This is a genomic window from Pseudomonas delhiensis (assembly GCF_900187975.1).
In the GTDB taxonomy this organism is placed as follows: domain Bacteria; phylum Pseudomonadota; class Gammaproteobacteria; order Pseudomonadales; family Pseudomonadaceae; genus Pseudomonas; species Pseudomonas delhiensis.
In genome coordinates this window covers 118,183-135,258 of the sequence record NZ_FZPC01000013.1, presented here as the reverse complement: position 1 = coordinate 135,258, position 17,076 = coordinate 118,183, and the positions used below count along the sequence as shown (strand labels likewise).

Sequence of the window (17,076 nt, the reverse complement as noted above, 5' to 3'; positions counted from 1 at the left end):
GGTGGGCTCGGCGTAGGGCGAATAACGCTCCGCGTTATCCGCCGCCTGGCCGTGGCCCTGGGCGGCTCCGGGGTTGACCTGGGCGCGGGCTGTGATCTTGGGTGTAGCGGCGTATAACCGCGAACGGTTATACGCCCTACGCTTCCGGCAGTTCGATGACGAAGCGTGTCCAGCCGTCTGCCGATTCGGCGCGGATGCCGCCGCCGTGGGCCTGGACGATGGAGCGGCAGATCGCCAGGCCGAGCCCGGCGTGCACGCCCTGGCCCTCGCGCTGGGCCGGTTCGCGGTGGTGGAAGCGGTCGAACAGCCTTGGCAACTGCTCGGCGGGGATGGCCGGGCCCTGGTTCTCCACGCTGACCTGGCCGGGCCGCAGGCGCACGCGGATGGCGCCGCCAGCGGGGGTGAAGCGCAGGGCGTTGTCCAGCAGGTTGGCCAGCACCCGGCGCAGCATGCCGCGGTCGCCGCGCACACGTGCCTGGCCCTCGCGCTCCAGGCGGATGCCCTGGTCCTCGGCCAGCGGCGCGTAGAACTCCAGCAGGGCATCCACTTCCCCGGCCAGGTCCAGGCTGTCGCGCCCGGGGGCCAGCAGGCCGTGGTCGGCCTTGGCCAGCAACAGCATGTCGTTGACCATGGCGGTCAGCCGCTGCAGTTCCTCCAGGTTGCCGTGCAGCGCCTCGCGGTAGTCGTCGCCGCCGCGCGGGCGCGACAGCACCACCTGGGTCTGCGTCAGCAGCGCGGTGAGCGGGGTGCGCAGTTCGTGGGCGATGTCCGCGGAGAACGCCGACAGGCGCTGGAAGGCCTCCTCCAGGCGCGCCAGCATGGCATTCAGCTCGCTGGCCAGGCCGCGCAGTTCCGCGGGCAGGCGGCTGGCGTCCAGGCGGGTGGTCAGCGACTGCGCCGACACCTGCGCCGCCACCTCGCGCATGCGCCGCAGCGGGCGCAGGCTGGCGCGGGTGGCCCAGGCGCCGAGCAGGGCGGTGGCCAGGGCGGAGAGGCCCATGGTCAGCCAGATCAGCTGCTGCATGTGGCCGAGGAAGTGCTGGTGGTGGGTGATGTCCAGCACCAGGGTGAGCTGGCGCCCGGCGGGCTCGGTGGCGTCCAGCGGCACGCGCATCTCGCGGTAGGCCGGCCTTTCGCCCATGCCCTCCATGCCGTTGCTCATGCGTGGCGGCTCGTCCAGCCAGCGCCGGCCGTCGGGGCCTTCCAGGCGCACGCCCAGGTCCGGGTGGCGGGTCAGCTCGTGCTCCAGCGCCCCGCGTTGCGTGGCCAGGCCGGCGGGGTCGCGCACCGGGGCGAGCAGCTCGCGGAAGAACGGCAGGCGGCCGGCCATCACCTGGCGGTCCAGCTCGATGAAATGCGCCTCGCTGGCGCGGCTGAACACGGCCCCGGCGATCAGCGAGATGGCCGCGGTGCAGGCGGCGAACAGCAGGCTCAGGCGGGCGCCCAGCGAAACCCGCGCGGCGGCGCTCACGGCGCCCGCTCTTCGAGCACGTAGCCCATGCCGCGCACGGTGTGGATCAGGCGCTGCGGGAAGTCGTCGTCGACCTTGGCGCGCAGGCGGCGGATGGCCACCTCGATGACGTTGGTGTCGCTGTCGAAGTTCATGTCCCAGACCTGGGAGGCGATCAGCGACTTGGGCAGCACCTCGCCGTGGCGGCGCAGCAGCAGCTCCAGCAGGGCGAACTCCTTGGCGGTCAGCTCGATGCGCCGGCCGCCGCGCTGCACCCGGCGGCGCAGCAGGTCCAGCTCCAGGTCGGCCAGTTGCAGCACGGTCTCCTGCAGCTGCTGGCCGCCGCGGCGCAGCAGGGTGCGCACGCGGGCCAGCAGTTCGACGAAGGCGAAGGGCTTGACCAGGTAGTCGTCGGCGCCCTGTTCCAGGCCGCGCACGCGGTCCTCCACGGCGTCGCGGGCGGTGAGGAACAGCACCGGCAGGGCCAGGCCGGCCTGGCGCACGGCGCGCAGTATCTGCCAGCCGTCGCGGCCGGGCAGCATGACGTCGAGGATCGCCAGGTCGTAGTCGCCGGATAGCGCCAGCTGCTCGCCCTCGGCGCCGTCGCCGCAGAGGTCCACGGCATAGCCGGCCTCGCTCAGGCCCTGGCGCAGGTACTGGCCGATGCGGGGTTCGTCTTCGACGATCAGCAGTTTCAAGATGGCTCTCCGTGGCGGACGGGTACGCCGCCCATTGTATCCAGCGCGGCCGCTGGCGCCGCCAAGCTGACACAACTGTAATCTTCCCGACAGCCAGCCGGCAGGCGGCCGGCTGCAGCATGAGGGGCAATCATCCGCAAGAGGTCCGCAGCATGCGTACACGCCAGTTCTTCCACACCGCCATCCTCGGCCTCGCCGCCGCCTTCGCCCTGCCGGCCCTGGCCGACGCCGGCCACGGCCATGGGTACGACTTCGGCAAGCCGGCCGCGGCCGCCCAGGCCACCCGCAGCGTCGAGATCAGCCTGGGCGAGATGTACTTCGAGCCCAAGTCGCTGCAGGTCAAGGCCGGCGAGACGGTGCGCTTCGTCATCCACAACACCGGCAGCCTGCTGCACGAGTTCAACCTGGGCGACGCCGCCATGCACGCCGAGCACCAGAAGGAAATGCAGCAGATGCAGGCGATGGGCATGCTCACGCCCACCGGCATGAGCCACGGCATGGGCCAGATGGCCGGCATGGACCATTCGAAGATGATGAAGCACGACGACCCCAACAGCGTGCTGGTGGAGCCGGGCAAGACCGCCGAGCTGACCTGGACCTTCACCAGGGCCACCCAGCTGGAGTTCGCCTGCAACATCCCCGGCCACTACCAGGCCGGCATGGTCGGCCGCCTGACCGTCGAACCCTGACCGCGGAGCGAGGCCATGAAGGCACAAGGACTGCGCGCGCTGCTCGGCGCGGCGCTGCTGGGCGGCGCTTGCCTGGCCCAGGCCGGGGTATACGAACTGAAGATCGGCGAGGGCAGCCTGGAGCTGTCCGATGGCACGCGCCGGGCGCTGACCGTCAACGGCCGGACGCCGGCGCCGGAGCTGCGCTTCAGGGAGGGCGAGGACGTGGAGATCCGCGTCACCAACACCCTCGACCGCGACACCTCGCTGCACTGGCACGGGCTGGTCCTGCCCTACACCCAGGACGGCGTGCCGGGCATCAGCTTCCCCGGCATCGGGCCGGGGCAGACCTTCACCTACCGCTTCAGGGTGAAGCAGGCCGGCACCTACTGGTACCACGCGCACTCGGACTTCCAGGAAGTCGAGGGACTCTACGGCCCGCTGGTGATCGAGCCGAAGGGGCGCGAGCCGTACAGCTACGACCGCGAATACACCCTGTTGCTGGCCGACTGGCACGACAGCAAGCCGGAAAAAATCTTCGCCAACCTGAAGAAGCAGAGCGACTACTACAACCAGCACCAGCGCACCTTGGGCGATTTCATCGCCGACGGCCGCGCCAACGGCTGGTGGAACACCCTGAAGGACCGCCTGGACTGGGGCGGCATGCGCATGACGCCGACCGACGTCGCCGACATCTCCGGCTTCCGCTTCCTGGTCAACGGCCGCGATGCACGGCAGAACTGGAGCGGCCTGTTCAGGCCCGGCGAGCGGGTGCGCCTGCGGCTGATCAACGGCTCGGGGATGAGCTACTTCGACGTGCGCATCCCCGGCCTGAAGATGACCGTGGTGCAGGCCGACGGCAACGACGTGCAGCCGGTGACGGTGGACGAACTGCGCATCGCCGTGGCCGAGACCTACGACGTCATCGTCCAGCCCACCGACGCGCGCGCCTACACGGTGTTCGCCGAGGCCATGGACCGCAGCGGCTACGCCCGCGCCACCCTGGCCCCGCGCGAAGGCATGCGGGGCGAGGTGCCGGCGCTGCGCCCGCGGCCGCTGCTGAGCATGGCGGACATGGGCATGGACCATGGCGGGGTGGATCATCCGGGCATGGGCATGGCCGGGATGGACCATTCCGCCATGGCCGGCATGGACCACTCGGCGCTGGCCGTCACGCCGCGTTCCGACTACGCCCCCGCCAGCGGCCTGGCGCCACGGCCGGCCGAACCGGGCGACCGCCTGCTGGTCTACGCCGACCTCAGGGCCATGCGCCCCTACGCCGACTACCGCGCGCCGGACCGCAGCATCGAGTTCCGCCTGACCGGCAACATGGAGCGCTACTTCTGGTCCATCGACGGCAGGAAGTACTCCGAGGCCGAACCGATCCGCCTGAAGTACGGCGAGCGGGTGCGCATCCGCTTCGTCAACGACACCATGATGGCCCACCCCATGCACCTGCACGGCATGTGGATGCAGCTGGACAAGGGCAACGGCCGCTTCAACCCGCTCAAGCACGTGGTCAGCGTCGCTCCCGGCAGCACCCTGGAAGTGGACGTGCCGGCCGACGCCCTGGGCGAATGGGCCTTCCACTGCCACCTGATCTACCACATGGCCGCCGGCATGATGCGCAAGGTCATCGTCGAGCCCGCCGCCACCCTCTAGGAGCCGCCATGAAGACAGTCGCGAAGGTGGCCTGCCTGGCCGCCCTGGGCCTCGCCTTGCCCGTCGAGGGCGCCGAGATGGACGACATGCCGCTGGGCTCGCTGCTGCTGCAGCGCCTGGAGAGCCGCTTCCACGGCAATGCCGCCAGCCTGGCCTGGGAGGCCCAGGGCTGGTACGGCACCGACTACCGGAAGCTGCGCCTGAAGGCAGAGGGCGAGCGGGATGCCGGCGGGCCGACCACCGACAACGAGGTGCAACTGCTCTACCAGCGCCTGGTCGCCGACTTCTGGGACCTGCAGGCCGGCGTGCGCCACGACGACCAGCCGGGGCCGTCGCGCAGCTACGCCGTGCTGGGCGTGCAGGGCCTGGCGCCGCAGTGGTTCGAGGTGGACGCCAACCTGTTCCTCAGCGAACGCGGCGACCCCTCGCTGCGCCTGGAGAGCGAATACGAACTGCTGCTGAGCCAGCGCCTGGTCCTGCAACCCTCCCTGGAATACAACCTGGCCCTGGCCGACGACCGCGCCACCGGCGTGGGCGCCGGCGGCAGCGAGCTGGAGCTGGGCCTGCGCCTGCGCTACGAGGTGCGCCGCGAGTTCGCGCCCTATGTCGGCTACCAGTGGAGCAAAAGCTACGGCCGCAACGGCGACATCGCCCGCGCCGAGGGCGAGAAGGACGAGGAGGGCTATTGGGTGGCGGGCATCCGCCTGTGGTTCTGAGGGGACTCCTTCTTTTCGTAGGAGCGAGCTGGCCGGTGGGTCCGCTGCCAGGCCCACCTCCGTTCCCTCTCCCCAGCCCTCTCCCGCAAGCGGGAGAGGGGGCTTGTCCGTGCCAATTGGAAGAATGGTTTTAGCCGGCAATCTCGTTATTTGCCGGCTGACTCGGGGATACCAAAATACGCCGAACGGTCCCCTCTCCCTTCAGGGAGAGGGAGCGGAATCACCCCAAGGCACCATGACAACCGACAAACCCACCTACAGATAGCCGCCCCATCCCCCACCTGCTGAAAGGAACCGCGCATTTGTATACACTTGCCCCGCCCGCCACCCCCGGCGGGCGCCGACGAGATTCCCGCAGGTCCATCCCATGCAGCACCCCGCCGAACATTCCCCGCTGGGCAAGTCCAGCGAATACGTCTCCACCTACGCGCCGGAGCTGCTGTTCCCCATCAGCCGCGCCACCAAGTGGGCCGAGCTGGGCCTGGACGGCGCCAGGCTGCCGTACCGCGGCGTGGACATCTGGAACTGCTACGAGCTGTCCTGGCTCACTCCGGCCGGCAAGCCGGTGGTGGCCATCGGCGAGTTCGCCATCCCGGCGCAGTCGCCGAACATCATCGAGTCCAAGTCCTTCAAGCTCTACCTCAACTCGCTGAACCAGAGCGCCTTCGACAGCCGCGAGGCGCTGCGGGCGGTGCTGGAGCGCGACCTGTCCGCCGCCGCCGGCGCGCCGGTGGGCGTGCGCCTGCGCAGCCTGGACGAAGTGGCGGAGGAGGGCGTGGCCATTCTGCCCGGCCAGTGCATCGACGACCTCGACATCGCCGTGGACGGCTACGACCACCCGCGCCCCGAGCTGCTGCGCTGCGACGACGCGCGGCGGGTGGACGAGGTGCTCTACAGCCACCTGCTGAAGTCCAACTGCCCGGTCACCGGCCAGCCGGACTGGGGCACCCTGGTGGTGGACTACGCCGGCCCGGCCCTGGACCCCGCCAGCCTGCTGGCCTACGTGGTTTCCTTCCGCCAGCACCAGGACTTCCACGAGCAGTGCGTGGAACGCATCTACCTGGACCTGCAGCGCCTGCTGCAGCCCAGCCGCCTGACCGTCTATGCGCGCTACGTGCGCCGCGGGGGGCTGGATATCAACCCCTACCGCAGCAGCGGGGCGATCGCGCCGGACAACCGGCGGCTGGTGCGGCAGTAGCGTCAGCCCCGCGAACGCGGGGCGCGGCTTCATCGCGGACGGAGTCTCCTACGGTGGTGCGTGACCGTAGGGCGCATAACCGTTCGCGGTTATCCGCCGTCGGCCGGAACGCCGCTGCCGACGCTAACGGCGGATAACGCCATGGGCGTCATGCGCCCTACGAAAACCGGGAATACCTTTCCAAATACTGAATGGCATTCTGGTTCTACGCCTTGCGGCCCCCGCCTTGGGGGAACAGGGCGCGGCCGACGAAGCGGGCGGTGTCGTGCAGGTTGGTGCCGATGCCTTCCAGTTCCTCCTGGCGGTGCTGGGCGCTGATGCCGATGGCGGAAATGACGAAGCGCGGCTGGCGGTCGTGGTCGGTGACGGCGCTGGCGACCATGCTCACGCCGCGGTACAGGTGGTCGCGGTCCATGCTCCAGCCGCGCGCCAGGGCCTCGGCGGCGTCGGCCTGGAACTGCTCGAAGCTCGGCGGGTTTTCCCAGCGCACCCGCGACAGGCGCCGGCGCAACTCGTCCGCCGGCAGCTGGCGCAGGCCGGCGATGCAGCGCCCGGCGGCGCCCACCAGCTCCGGCAGGCGCGTGCCGAGCGCGACGTTGACGTGGGCGATGGGCGGCGCGGCGCGGGCGACCACGCGGATGTGCGCGTCGTCGGTGACCTGCCACAGCGCCACCAGGATGTTGTGGTTGAGGCTCAGGCGCTCCAGTTCCGGCTGGATCAGGTCGGCGTAGCTGCGGCCGATGAAGCTCACCGCCAGTTCCGACAGGCCCAGGCCCAGCTGGTAGGTCTTGGTCTCGTTGTCGAACGAGGCCAACTGCTCGTTGTGCAGCGTGCGCAGGATGTTGAAGGCGCTGCTGGGGCTGATGCCGGTGGCGCGGGCGATGGCAGCCACGCCCTCGGGGGCTTCGGCGTGGGCCAGGTGGCGGAGGATCTGAATAGCGTTCACCACGGCCCCTACGTCCTTGGTGCTGGAGCTCTTCGTATTGGCTTCCGGTACGGTTTCTTTGTTTTTCATATTCACTATTGGGATTGACATTCACTGGGGTGAATATATGCTGGCTTCACGGAGCGCACAACGGCTGCCTTGAAACCGCCGGCTGTGCGTCCACGTCGCTGCACTTTGCAGCAAAGGTCGAACAAGAACAAAGGAGGACCTACGTGGCAGATCTCCCCGAGTGCGTCGTTCCGGGCCCCGAGGCCCAGTACCTCGCCTTCCTCGCCGAGGGCCGCTTCATGCTGCAGCGCAGCCGTTCCAGCGGGCGGCACGTGTTCTACCCGCGCAACCTGGTGCCCGGCAGCGGCGAGACGGACCTGGAATGGGTCCCGGCCTGCGGCCTGGGCACCCTCTATGCGATCACCGTCAACCGCGCCCGCGGCGGCGACTACAACGTCGCCCTGGTCGACCTGGACGAGGGCGTGCGCATGATGTCGCGCATCGAGGGGCGCCTCGAACTGCCCATCGGCACCCGCCTGAAGGCGCGCATCGTCGAACAGGAAGGCGCACCCGTGGTGGTGTTCCAGCCCCTGGCGGAGGTGCAGCCATGAGCCAGGTCCTGCGCGGCAAGACCGCCATCGTCGGCATCGGCAGCGCCGGCATCGGCGAGGCCCCCGGCCACAGCGCCATCGAACTGCTCGGCCAGGCCTCGGTGAAGGCCATCGCCGACGCCGGGCTGAAGCTGGCGGACATAGACGCGGTGTTCGCCGCCACCAGTTCCCATGCCTTCCCGACACTGTCGGTGTGCGAATACCTGGGCATCCGTCCGAAATTCGTCGACGGCACCAACATCGGCGGCTCCAGCTTCGAACTGCACCTGCTGCAGGCCACCCTGGCCCTGGAGGCCGGGCTGTGCGACGCGGCGCTGATCTGCTACGGCTCCAACCAGCGCACCGCCGGCGGCAAGCTGGTGTCGATGAGCGAGCCGCAGTGGCACGAGACGCCCTACAGGCCGCGCCACCCCATCACCGCCTATGCCCTGGCCGCCAGCCGGCACATGCACCAGTACGGCACCACCCGCGCGCAACTGGCGGAAGTGGCGGTGGCCGCGCGGGGCTGGGCCAACCTCAACCCCGAGGCCTTCGCCCGCGGCCCGCTGGGCATCGAGGACGTGCTCGCCGCGCGCATGGTCAGCGACCCGCTGAGCAAGGCCGACTGCTGCCTGGTCACCGACGGCGGTGGCGCCTGCGTGATGGTCCGCGCCGACCGCGCCCGCGACCTGCCCAACGCGCCGGTGTACTTCCTCGGCGCCGCCGGCGCGCAGTGGCACCGATCCATCGTGGCGATGCCCGACCTCACCGTCACCGCCGCCAGCGAAAGCGGCCCGCGCGCCATGCAGATGGCCGGGGTGACGCACGCCGACATCGACCTGGTGATGCTCTATGACGCCTTCACCATCAACACCCTGCTGTTCCTCGAAGACCTCGGCTTCTGCCCGAAGGGCGAGGGCGGGCGTTTCGTCGAGGGCGGGCGCATCGCCCCCGGCGGCGAGCTGGCGGTGAACACCAATGGCGGCGGGCTGTCCTGCGTGCATCCGGGCATGTACGGCATGTTCCTGATCATCGAGGCGGTGACGCAGTTGCGCCGCCAGGCCGGCGAGCGCCAGTTGCGCAAGGCCGACGTCGCCCTGCTGCACGGCAACGGCGGCACCCTGTCCAGCCAGGTCACGGCCCTGCTCGGCACCCAGTCGGTGCTCTGAAACCCGGGTTCGACGCCCCGGCGGTGGCCGCTTCGGCAGCCCGCCGTGGACGCGCTCGCCCTCGCGCCGGGACGGTCGGTCCGGCAACCGTCAACAGTTCAGGTGGAAACGTCATGTCAGTGAGTCACGCGCAACACCCCGGCGGCGCCTCGCGCTTCGCCAGCCTCACGCCCCTGCTGCAACCCCGTTCCGTGGCCGTGGTCGGCGCCTCCAGCGACCCGCACCGCATCGGCGGCCGGCCCATCGCCTACATGCTGCGCAACGGCTTCGCCGGCCGCATCCTCCCGGTCAACCCCAACCGCAGCGAGATCCAGGGCCTGCCGGCCTTCGCCAGCGTCGAGGCGCTGCCCGAGGCGCCCGACGTGGCCATAGTCGCGCTGCCGGCGCCGCAGGTGCTGGAGACCATCCGGGCCCTGGGCCGCAAGGGCGCGCGCAGCGCCATCGTGTTCTCCTCCGGCTTCAGCGAGGTGGGCGGCGAGGGCGAGCAGATGCAGGAGGCCCTGGTCGAGGCCGCCCGCGCGGCGAACATGCGCCTGCTGGGGCCCAACGCCCTGGGCGTGTTCAACGCCAACCTGGGCTACTACGCCTTCTTCTCCACCAGCCTGGAACGCGGCACGCCGCTGGCCGGGCGCGTCGGCATCGCCACCCAGTCCGGCGCCTATGGCGCGCACCTGCTGGGGCTGGCGCGGCAGCGCGGGCTGGGCACGCCGATCTGCGTGGCCACCGGCAACGAGGCCGACGTCACCCTGGGCGACGCCATCGGCTGGCTGGTGGAGTCGCCGGAGGTCGACGTGGTCATGGCCTACGCCGAGTCCATCCGCAACGTCGACAGCTTCCTCGCCGCCCTGGCGGCCGCCCACCGCGCCGGCAAGCCGGTGATCCTGCACAAGGTCGGGCGCAGCGAGCTGGGCGGCCGCGCGGCCATGTCGCACACCGCCTCGCTGGCCGGCGACGACAAGGTGCTGGACGCGGTGCTGGCCGACTACGCCGTGGTCCGCGCGCGCAACACCGAGGAGCTGATGGACATCGCCTACCTCGCCACCCAGCGCATCTACCCGGTGAACAACAGCCTGGGGATGATCACCGTCAGCGGCGGCGCCGGCATCATCGTCAGCGACGCCGCCGAGGAAGTCGGCCTGCCCATGCCGCCCATGCCAGAGGCGGCCCAGGCGCGGCTGAAGCAGCGGCTGTCCTTCGCCTCGCCGATCAACCCGGTGGACTGCACCGCCCAGGCGCTGAACGACCTGAGCCTGGTGCACGACTTCACCGAATCCATGGTGGTGGACGGCGGCTACCGCTCGCTGATCGCCTTCTTCACCCAGGCCGGCACCGCCGCGTCCATCGGCCCGCGCCTGGCCGAGCAGTTCGCCCGCATCAAGGCGGACCACCCGGAGCGCCTGTTCGTGGTCTCGGTGATGGGCGAGGGCGAGGAACTGGCGCCCTACGAGAAGGCCGGCTTCGCCCTGTTCGAGGACCCCACCCGCGCGGTGTACGCCATCCAGGCCATGGGCCGGCTCGGCGAGGCCTTCGCCCGGCCGTTGCGCCAGGTGCCGGCGCCCGGCGGCGTGGAGCTGCCGGCGCAGACCCCCGGCGAGGCGGAGGCCAAGCAGCTGCTGGCCGGCGCCGGCATCGAGTCGGCGCCGGAGCGGGTGCTGGGCAACGCCGCGGACGCGGTGGCCTTCGCCGAAGCGATCGGCTACCCGGTGGTGCTGAAGATCGCCTCGGCGGACATCCTGCACAAGTCCGAGATCGGCGGCGTGCTGCTGGGCGTGGACAGCGCCGCGGCCGTGCGCGAGGGCTTCGACCTGCTGCTGCGCCGCGCCGCCGAACACGCGCCCGCGGCGCGTATCGATGGCGTGCTGGTGGCGCGCCAGCTGCAGGGCGGCGTGGAGTGCTTCATGGGCATCCAGCGCGACCCGCAGTTCGGCCCGGTGGCAGTGTTCGGCCTCGGCGGCATCTTCGTCGAGGTGCTCAAGGACGTGGTGTTCCGCCGCTGCCCGTTCGACGCCGCGGAAGCCGAGGCGATGATCCGCGGCATCAGGGGCGCGCCCCTGCTGCTCGGTGCCCGCGGCCGCCCGGTGACCGACGTGAAGGCGCTGGCGCAGGTGCTCTCGCGGCTCTCGCGGTTCGCCGCCCAGGCCGGCCCGCGGCTGCGCTCGGTGGACCTCAACCCGGTGTTCGCCATGCCCGAGGGGCAGGGCGCCTGGGCCGCCGACGCGGTGCTGGAAGTGCAGGAGGTGGCCCATGGCGCTGAATCCTGAGCACCTGCTGAACTACCGCATCCCCGAGGTGCGCCAGCGCTACAGCCGCGAGGACAGCGCCTTCTACGCGCTGTCCGTGGGCCTGGGCGCCGACCCCCTGGACGAGCACCAGCTGGCCTTCGTCGATGCCAACCGCGATATCCAGGCGCTGCCGTGCATGGCGGTGGTGCTGGGCCACCCCGGTTTCTGGCTGGGCAATCCGGACACCGGCGTCGACGCCCTGCGCCTGGTGCATGGCGAGCAGAGCGTGGAATGGCTCAGGCCGCTGCCGCCGGAAGGCGAGGTGATCGGCCGCACCCGCGTCACCGGCCTGGTGGACAAGGGCGCCGGCAAGGGCGCGCTGCTGTACAGCGAGAAGGTGCTGAGCGATGCCGCCAGCGGCGCGGTGCTGGCCATCGCCCGCGGCACCACCTTCCTGCGCGGCGACGGCGGCTTCGGCGGCGACGGCCGGTCGTCGAGCCAGCCGCACCGCCTGCCCGAGCGCGCGCCGGACCTGGCCATCGACCTGCCGACGCGCCCGGAGCAGGCCCTGTACTACCGCCTCAACGGCGACGACAACCCGATCCACGCCAGCCCGGCGGCCGCGGCGCGGGGCGGTTTCCCCAGGCCGATCCTGCATGGCCTGTGCACCCTGGGCGTGGCCTTCCACGCCCTGCTGCGCGGCTTCGCCGACTACCGCGCCGAGCGCTTCGGGCAACTGCAGGTGCGCTTCTCGGCGCCGGTGTTCCCGGGCGAGACCCTGCGCACGGAAATCTGGAACGACGGCTCCTTCCGCACCCGCGTGGTCGAGCGCGATGTGGTGGTGCTGGACAACGGCCGCGTGCGCCTGACCCCGGAGGCCGGCAACTGACCCGGGCGGCACGGCGCGACCCCACCTCAACCTACCTGCGAGAACAAGAACAATGAACGCATCCCTGAGCCCTCCCCAGGGCCCCGTGTTTTCCCGGCGTACGCTGGTCATCGCTTTCTTCTTCTGCTTCCTCGGGCTGCTCGCCGACGGCGTCGACCTGATGTTCCTCGCCTATAGCCTGAACAGCCTCAAGGCCGAGTTCGGCCTGAGCAACTTCGAGGCCGGCTCGCTGGGCAGCATCACCCTGGCCGGCATGGCCGTCGGCGGCATCTACGGCGGCTGGTGCTGCGACCGCTTCGGCCGGGTGCGGGTGGTGACCTGGACCATCGTGATCTTCTCGGTCGGCACCGCGCTGCTGGGGCTCACCCACAACTACTGGCAGTTCGCGCTGATCCGCTTCCTGTCCTCCCTGGGCCTGGGCTCGCTGTTCGTCGCCTGCAACATCCTGATGTCCGAGTTCGTCACCTCGAAGTACCGCACCACCATCCTGGCGACCATGCAGGCCGGCTGGACCGTGGGCTACCTGGTGGCGACCATCCTCGCCGGGCAGATCATCCCCGACTTCGGCTGGCGCGCGCTGTTCTTCACCGCCCTGGCCCCGGCGCTGGTCTGCCTGGCGCTGCGCCCCTGGGTGCCGGAGTCGCCGTCCTGGCTCGCGGCCCGGGCCCAGCGCCGCCAGCAGCCGGCCGGCGTGCGCGCCGCACCCGCCGCCGGCGGCGGCCTGCGCGGCCTGCTGGGCGAGCCGGCCACGCGCCGCATGTTCCTGCTCTGGGCGCTGACCTCGTGCTTCCTGCTGTTCGGCTACTACGGCACCAACAACTGGATGCCCTCGTACCTGGAAAGCGAGCTGGGCATGAACTTCAAGTCCATGACCGGCTACATGGTCGGCACCTACACCGCGATGATCCTCGGCAAGGTGGTCGCCGGGATGGCCTCGGACTACTTCGGCCGCCGCGCCACCTTCGCCGCCGGCGCCATCGGCAGCGCCATCTTCATGCCGCTGATCGTGTTCTGGCACACGCCGGACAACATCGTCTGGATCCTCGCGCTGTTCGGCTTCATCTACGGCGTGCCGGTGGGCGTGCTGGCCACCTACATGACCGAGAGCTTCTCCACCCGGGTGCGCGGCGCCGCCGTGGGCACCGCCTACAACCTCGGCCGCGTCGGCGCGGCGGTGGCGCCGGCGGCCATCGGCCTGCTGGCCTCGCACGTCTCCATCGGCGCCGGCTTCCTGGTGATGGGCATCACCTACGTGATCACCGGCCTGATCCCGGCGCTGTTCATCCCCGACCGCCTGTACGACCCGAACCGCGCGGCGAGCGATGCCGACGCCACGCCCGGGCCCGCCCCGGCGCGTGCCGACGCCGCCGAGCCGCGGCCGCTCAAGGCCTGAACCCATGACGGAGCCCCTGCGATGAACGATCCGACCCTGGCGGCCGCCCCGGCCGAGCCCGCGAGCGTGTTTCCCACCGGCCGCTTCACCTTCCAGGAGTTCCTCGGCCTGGAGCGCTGGGCCGAGGGCGAGGTGGCGCGCATCCGCCTGAGGCACCGCCCGGAGCTGATGAACTACCTCGGGCACTTCCACGGCGGCGTGCTGATGAGCGTGCTCGACGCCGCCATGGCCGGGGCCATCCGCATCTGCTCGCCGGGTTGCTCGATGGTCACCATCGACATGGCCACGCACTTCATGGGCAGCACCCGCGGCGAGCTGAACGCCGTCGGCCGGGTGCTGCGGCGTACCCGCACCCTGTGCTTCTGCGCAGCGGAGATCCGCGACGAGGCGGGCGAGCTGGTCGCCACCGCCACCGGCAGCTTCAAGTACCGGCCCGCCCAGGCCGGAGCCGTTCAACCGACACGAGAATGACGAGATGACCGAGAACACCGAGATGGCCGGCGAGCGCGAGGAGCGCCTGCGGCTGATTCGCGACAGCGCCGCCTCCCTGGTGCCGCGCGATGGCGACCTGAACCGCGTGCGCCGCCAGCGCTTCCAGGCGCCGGGGGTGGACCGCGCGGCCTGGGCCGAGGTCTGCGCCATGGGCTGGCCGGGCCTGCGCCTGGCCGAGGCGCAGGGCGGCAGCGGCCTGGGCATGGCCGAGTACGCCGCGCTGCTGGAGGAACTGGGCCGCGGCCTGCTGCCCGAGCCGCTGATCGAGGCCAGCCTGGTGGCGCCGCTGCTGCCGCAGGCCGAGCGCGACGCGCTGCTGGCCGGGGAGCGGCTGATCCTGCCGGCCGGCATCGGCTACGAGGGCGCCGCCGCGCGGCCGCGATGGCGCGATGGCGCGCTGCGCGGCGAGGTCGCCCACGTCCACCTGGGCGCCGCCGCCGACGCCTGGCTGGTGGCCTGCGACCAGGGCCTGGCGCTGGTGGAGAGCTACGCCGAGGGCCTGGAGCTGCGCAGCGAGCCGGCCCAGGACGGCGGCCACCTGGCGCGCCTGCGTTTCGACTGCACCCCGGCGCGCCTGCTGCAGGCGCCGCCGCCGGCCCTGGACGAAGCCGCGCTGGCCTGCGCCGCCTACCTGGTGGGGGCGATGGACGCCGCCTTCGAGCGCACCCGCGAGTACCTCGGCGTGCGCAGCCAGTTCGGCCGCGCCATCGGCAGCTTCCAGGCCCTGCAGCACCGCATGGTCGACCTGAAGATCCAGATCGAGCTGGCCCGCGCCATGGTCGCCGAGGCCGCCGCGGCCATCGACGCCGGTGCGCCAACCGACCAGGTGCAGCGCCTGGTGTCCACCGCCAAGGTGCGCGCCAGCGAGGCGGCGCTGCTGGTCACCCGCCAGGCGATCCAGCTGCACGGCGGCATCGGCTACACCGACGAGGCCGACATCGGCCTGTTCCTGCGCCGCGCCATGGTGCTGCTCAACGCCCAGGGTTCGCTGGCCTTCCACCGGGCGCGCTACATCGCCCTGCTGCACGGGGAGGTGGCCTGATGAGCGAGCTCCTGCTGCAAGAGACCCACGGCAGCGTGCGCCTGCTGTGCTTCAACAACCCGGCGCGGCGCAACGCCCTGTCGCCGGCGCTGCGCATGGAACTGCTGGGCGCCCTGGAAGAGGCCGAGCGCGACGCCGCCGTGCGCAGCGTGGTGCTCACCGGCAGCGCGGAAGTGTTCTGCGCCGGCGGCGACCTGGGCGACATGCGCGTGGAAACCCTCGGCGCCGGCCGCGCGCGGATGCAGGCCAACGCCCGCCTGGTGCGGCAGATGGTGCGCATGGGCAAGCCGCTGGTGGCCGCCATCGAGGGCTGGGCGGTGGGCGCCGGGCTGTCCATCGCCCTGGCCTGCGACAGCCTGGTGTGCGGCGCCACGGCGCGCTTCGCCGCCGGCTTCGGCAAGGTCGGCCTGCTCGCCGACCTGGGCCTGCTGCACAGCCTGCCGGCACGCATCGGCCACGGCCGCGCGCGGCAGTTGCTGATGTTCGGCGATGTGCTGGAGGCGCAGGAGGCGCAGCGCATCGGCCTGGTGGACCAGCTCTGCGCCCCCGGCGCGGCCCTGGAGACGGCGCTGCGGCGCGCGGCCCTGGTCGAGCAGCAGGCGCCGTTGCCGCTGGCCATGACCAAGGCCCTGCTGGCCGAGGGCCTGGACCTGCTGCTGGAGCGCGAGGGCGAGCTGCAGAGCCAGCTGTTCCTCAGCGCCGACCATGCCGAAGGCAAGGCGGCCTTCCTGGCCAAGCGCACCCCCCACTTCGAAGGACACTGAGATGACCGACTACAACGCCCTGGGCGATGGCGAATTCCGCCTGGTGGTGCGCGACTGGATCGCCGCCAACTACCCGCAACGCATCCGCAACCCGGCCCACCGCCTGGGCCGCGACGACACCTGGGAGTGGTACCAGGCGCTGTCGCGCCAGGGCTGGCTGTGCCCCGGCTGGCCGGTGGAATACGGCGGCATGGGCCTGAGCGCCGGCAAGCAGCTGATCATGATCGAGGAAATGGAGAACTACGGCTGCGCGCGCCTGCCCGACAGCGGCATCACCATGCTCGGCCCGCTGCTCATCCGCTACGGCAGCGACGCCCAGCGCCGGCGCTTCCTGCCGCGCATCCTCAGCGGCGAGGACATCTGGTGCCAGGGCTACAGCGAACCCAACGCCGGCTCCGACCTGGCCAGCCTGCGCACCGAGGCGGTGCTGCGGGACGGCCACTGGGTGATCAACGGCCAGAAGACCTGGACCACCATGGGCAGCGAGGCCAACTGGATCTTCGTGCTGGCGCGCACCGAGCGCGGCGGCAAGCCGCAGCAGGGCATCAGCTTCCTGCTGGTGCCCATGGACAGCCCCGGCGTGGAGGTGCGGCCGATCCTCAACCTGGAGCTGCAGGGCGAGTTCTGCGAGGTGTTCTTCAACGAGGTGCGGGTGCCGGCCGACCACCTGGTGGGCGAGGTCAACCAGGGCTGGAGCATGGCCAAGGCGCTGCTGGGCTTCGAGCGCATCTTCCTCGGCTCGCCCAAGCAGGCCACCTTCGCCCTCGAACGCCTGGTGCGCCTGGCCCGCCACCAGGGGCTGTGGGACGACCCGGCGTTCGCCCAGCGCTTCGCCGCGCTGAGCATGGACCTGGACTGCCACAAGGCGCTGTACGAGCGCTTCGCCGAGCGCCTGCGGCGCGGCGAGAGCCTGGGGCCGGACGTGTCCATGCTGAAGATCCACCAGTCCGAGCTGTACCAGCGCATCAGCGAGCTGGGCCTGGAGATCGCCGGCCCCGACTCGGCGCTGCTGCAGCCCTTCGCCGACGACCCCGAGCTGCACCCGGCGGGCATCTTCATCCAGTCGCGGCCCACCACCATCTACGGCGGCACCAACGAGATCCAGCGCAACATCCTGGCCAAGAGCCTGCTCGGCCTGCCGGGCTGAACCCCTTGCGGCCCGGCCATTGCCGGGCCGCCCAGCGAATCC

The 17,076-nt window shown here is 71.2% G+C and carries 16 protein-coding genes; 13 read left to right on the top strand and 3 right to left on the bottom strand.

What is annotated here, in order from left to right; translation table 11 throughout:
- Positions 1-136: 136 nt before the first annotated feature.
- Complete coding sequence (locus CHC02_RS13775) at positions 137-1,471, bottom strand: heavy metal sensor histidine kinase (RefSeq protein WP_089392017.1); 1,335 nt, start codon at positions 1,469-1,471, stop codon at positions 137-139.
- On the bottom strand, positions 1,468-2,148 hold the full coding sequence (locus tag CHC02_RS13770) for a heavy metal response regulator transcription factor (RefSeq protein WP_089392016.1): 681 nt from the start codon (positions 2,146-2,148) through the stop codon (positions 1,468-1,470). The genes CHC02_RS13775 and CHC02_RS13770 overlap by 4 nt, the downstream gene beginning before the upstream one ends.
- Positions 2,149-2,300: 152 nt before the next feature.
- Here CHC02_RS13770 and copI point away from each other — a divergent pair, with 152 nt between their 5' ends.
- The 4 genes from copI to queF all read left to right on the top strand — a co-directional run bounded on the left by copI (position 2,301) and on the right by queF (position 6,392).
- Entirely contained in the window at positions 2,301-2,837 is a 537-nt protein-coding gene (gene copI / locus CHC02_RS13765) for a copper-resistant cuproprotein CopI (protein WP_089392015.1), read from the top strand.
- Positions 2,838-2,852: 15 nt separating this feature from the next.
- Positions 2,853-4,478 (top strand): copper resistance system multicopper oxidase, encoded by a 1,626-nt coding sequence (locus CHC02_RS13760; RefSeq protein WP_089392014.1) that lies wholly within the window; start codon positions 2,853-2,855, stop codon positions 4,476-4,478.
- A gap of 8 nt (positions 4,479-4,486) precedes the next feature.
- Positions 4,487-5,194 (top strand): copper resistance protein B, encoded by a 708-nt coding sequence (locus tag CHC02_RS13755; RefSeq protein WP_089392013.1) that lies wholly within the window; start codon positions 4,487-4,489, stop codon positions 5,192-5,194.
- Positions 5,195-5,561: 367 nt separating this feature from the next.
- A complete protein-coding gene (queF, locus tag CHC02_RS13750) occupies positions 5,562-6,392 on the top strand; it encodes an NADPH-dependent 7-cyano-7-deazaguanine reductase QueF (RefSeq protein WP_089392012.1) in 831 nt (276 codons plus the stop codon).
- Positions 6,393-6,597: 205 nt separating this feature from the next.
- Here queF and CHC02_RS13745 read toward each other — a convergent pair whose 3' ends face one another.
- Complete coding sequence (locus CHC02_RS13745) at positions 6,598-7,407, bottom strand: IclR family transcriptional regulator (RefSeq protein ID WP_089392011.1); 810 nt, start codon at positions 7,405-7,407, stop codon at positions 6,598-6,600.
- A 143-nt stretch (positions 7,408-7,550) separates the two neighbouring features.
- On the opposite strand from CHC02_RS13745, the gene CHC02_RS13740 reads away from it, so the two are divergent.
- The 9 genes from CHC02_RS13740 to CHC02_RS13700 all read left to right on the top strand — a co-directional run bounded on the left by CHC02_RS13740 (position 7,551) and on the right by CHC02_RS13700 (position 17,034).
- Positions 7,551-7,937: a Zn-ribbon domain-containing OB-fold protein gene (locus CHC02_RS13740; RefSeq protein WP_089392010.1), complete on the top strand. Its 387-nt coding sequence runs from the start codon at positions 7,551-7,553 to the stop codon at positions 7,935-7,937.
- Positions 7,934-9,085: a thiolase gene (locus CHC02_RS13735; RefSeq protein WP_089392009.1), complete on the top strand. Its 1,152-nt coding sequence runs from the start codon at positions 7,934-7,936 to the stop codon at positions 9,083-9,085. Before CHC02_RS13740 ends, CHC02_RS13735 begins: the two co-directional genes overlap by 4 nt.
- A gap of 113 nt (positions 9,086-9,198) precedes the next feature.
- Positions 9,199-11,346, top strand: coding sequence for an acetate--CoA ligase family protein (locus CHC02_RS13730; protein ID WP_089392008.1), 2,148 nt, complete (start codon positions 9,199-9,201; stop codon positions 11,344-11,346).
- Positions 11,330-12,196, top strand: coding sequence for a MaoC/PaaZ C-terminal domain-containing protein (locus CHC02_RS13725; protein ID WP_089392007.1), 867 nt, complete (start codon positions 11,330-11,332; stop codon positions 12,194-12,196). The genes CHC02_RS13730 and CHC02_RS13725 overlap by 17 nt, the downstream gene beginning before the upstream one ends.
- Positions 12,197-12,248: 52 nt before the next feature.
- Positions 12,249-13,589, top strand: coding sequence for an MFS transporter (locus CHC02_RS13720; RefSeq protein ID WP_089392006.1), 1,341 nt, complete (start codon positions 12,249-12,251; stop codon positions 13,587-13,589).
- Between the two features lie 21 nt (positions 13,590-13,610).
- Positions 13,611-14,060, top strand: a complete 450-nt coding sequence (locus CHC02_RS13715) for a PaaI family thioesterase (protein WP_089392005.1) — start codon at positions 13,611-13,613, stop codon at positions 14,058-14,060.
- A 4-nt stretch (positions 14,061-14,064) separates the two neighbouring features.
- Positions 14,065-15,123, top strand: a complete 1,059-nt coding sequence (locus CHC02_RS13710) for an acyl-CoA dehydrogenase family protein (RefSeq protein ID WP_089392004.1) — start codon at positions 14,065-14,067, stop codon at positions 15,121-15,123.
- A complete protein-coding gene (locus tag CHC02_RS13705; RefSeq protein WP_089392003.1) occupies positions 15,123-15,887 on the top strand; it encodes an enoyl-CoA hydratase/isomerase family protein in 765 nt (254 codons plus the stop codon). The genes CHC02_RS13710 and CHC02_RS13705 overlap by 1 nt, the downstream gene beginning before the upstream one ends.
- A gap of 1 nt (position 15,888) precedes the next feature.
- A complete protein-coding gene (locus CHC02_RS13700; protein WP_089392002.1) occupies positions 15,889-17,034 on the top strand; it encodes an acyl-CoA dehydrogenase family protein in 1,146 nt (381 codons plus the stop codon).
- Positions 17,035-17,076: the final 42 nt, after the last annotated feature.

Excerpts from the sequence above, each read along its gene's own strand:
- copI (WP_089392015.1), top strand. The coding sequence starts at position 2,301 with ATGCGTACACGCCAGTTCTTCCACACCGCCATCCTCGGCCTCGCCGCC.
- CHC02_RS13760 (WP_089392014.1), top strand. The coding sequence starts at position 2,853 with ATGAAGGCACAAGGACTGCGCGCGCTGCTCGGCGCGGCGCTGCTGGGC.
- CHC02_RS13755 (WP_089392013.1), top strand. The coding sequence starts at position 4,487 with ATGAAGACAGTCGCGAAGGTGGCCTGCCTGGCCGCCCTGGGCCTCGCC.
- queF (WP_089392012.1), top strand. The coding sequence starts at position 5,562 with ATGCAGCACCCCGCCGAACATTCCCCGCTGGGCAAGTCCAGCGAATAC.
- CHC02_RS13745 (WP_089392011.1), bottom strand. The coding sequence starts at position 7,407 with ATGAAAAACAAAGAAACCGTACCGGAAGCCAATACGAAGAGCTCCAGC.
- CHC02_RS13735 (WP_089392009.1), top strand. The coding sequence starts at position 7,934 with ATGAGCCAGGTCCTGCGCGGCAAGACCGCCATCGTCGGCATCGGCAGC.
- CHC02_RS13730 (WP_089392008.1), top strand. The coding sequence starts at position 9,199 with ATGTCAGTGAGTCACGCGCAACACCCCGGCGGCGCCTCGCGCTTCGCC.
- CHC02_RS13725 (WP_089392007.1), top strand. The coding sequence starts at position 11,330 with ATGGCGCTGAATCCTGAGCACCTGCTGAACTACCGCATCCCCGAGGTG.
- CHC02_RS13720 (WP_089392006.1), top strand. The coding sequence starts at position 12,249 with ATGAACGCATCCCTGAGCCCTCCCCAGGGCCCCGTGTTTTCCCGGCGT.
- CHC02_RS13715 (WP_089392005.1), top strand. The coding sequence starts at position 13,611 with ATGAACGATCCGACCCTGGCGGCCGCCCCGGCCGAGCCCGCGAGCGTG.
- CHC02_RS13710 (WP_089392004.1), top strand. The coding sequence starts at position 14,065 with ATGACCGAGAACACCGAGATGGCCGGCGAGCGCGAGGAGCGCCTGCGG.
- CHC02_RS13705 (WP_089392003.1), top strand. The coding sequence starts at position 15,123 with ATGAGCGAGCTCCTGCTGCAAGAGACCCACGGCAGCGTGCGCCTGCTG.
- CHC02_RS13700 (WP_089392002.1), top strand. The coding sequence starts at position 15,889 with ATGACCGACTACAACGCCCTGGGCGATGGCGAATTCCGCCTGGTGGTG.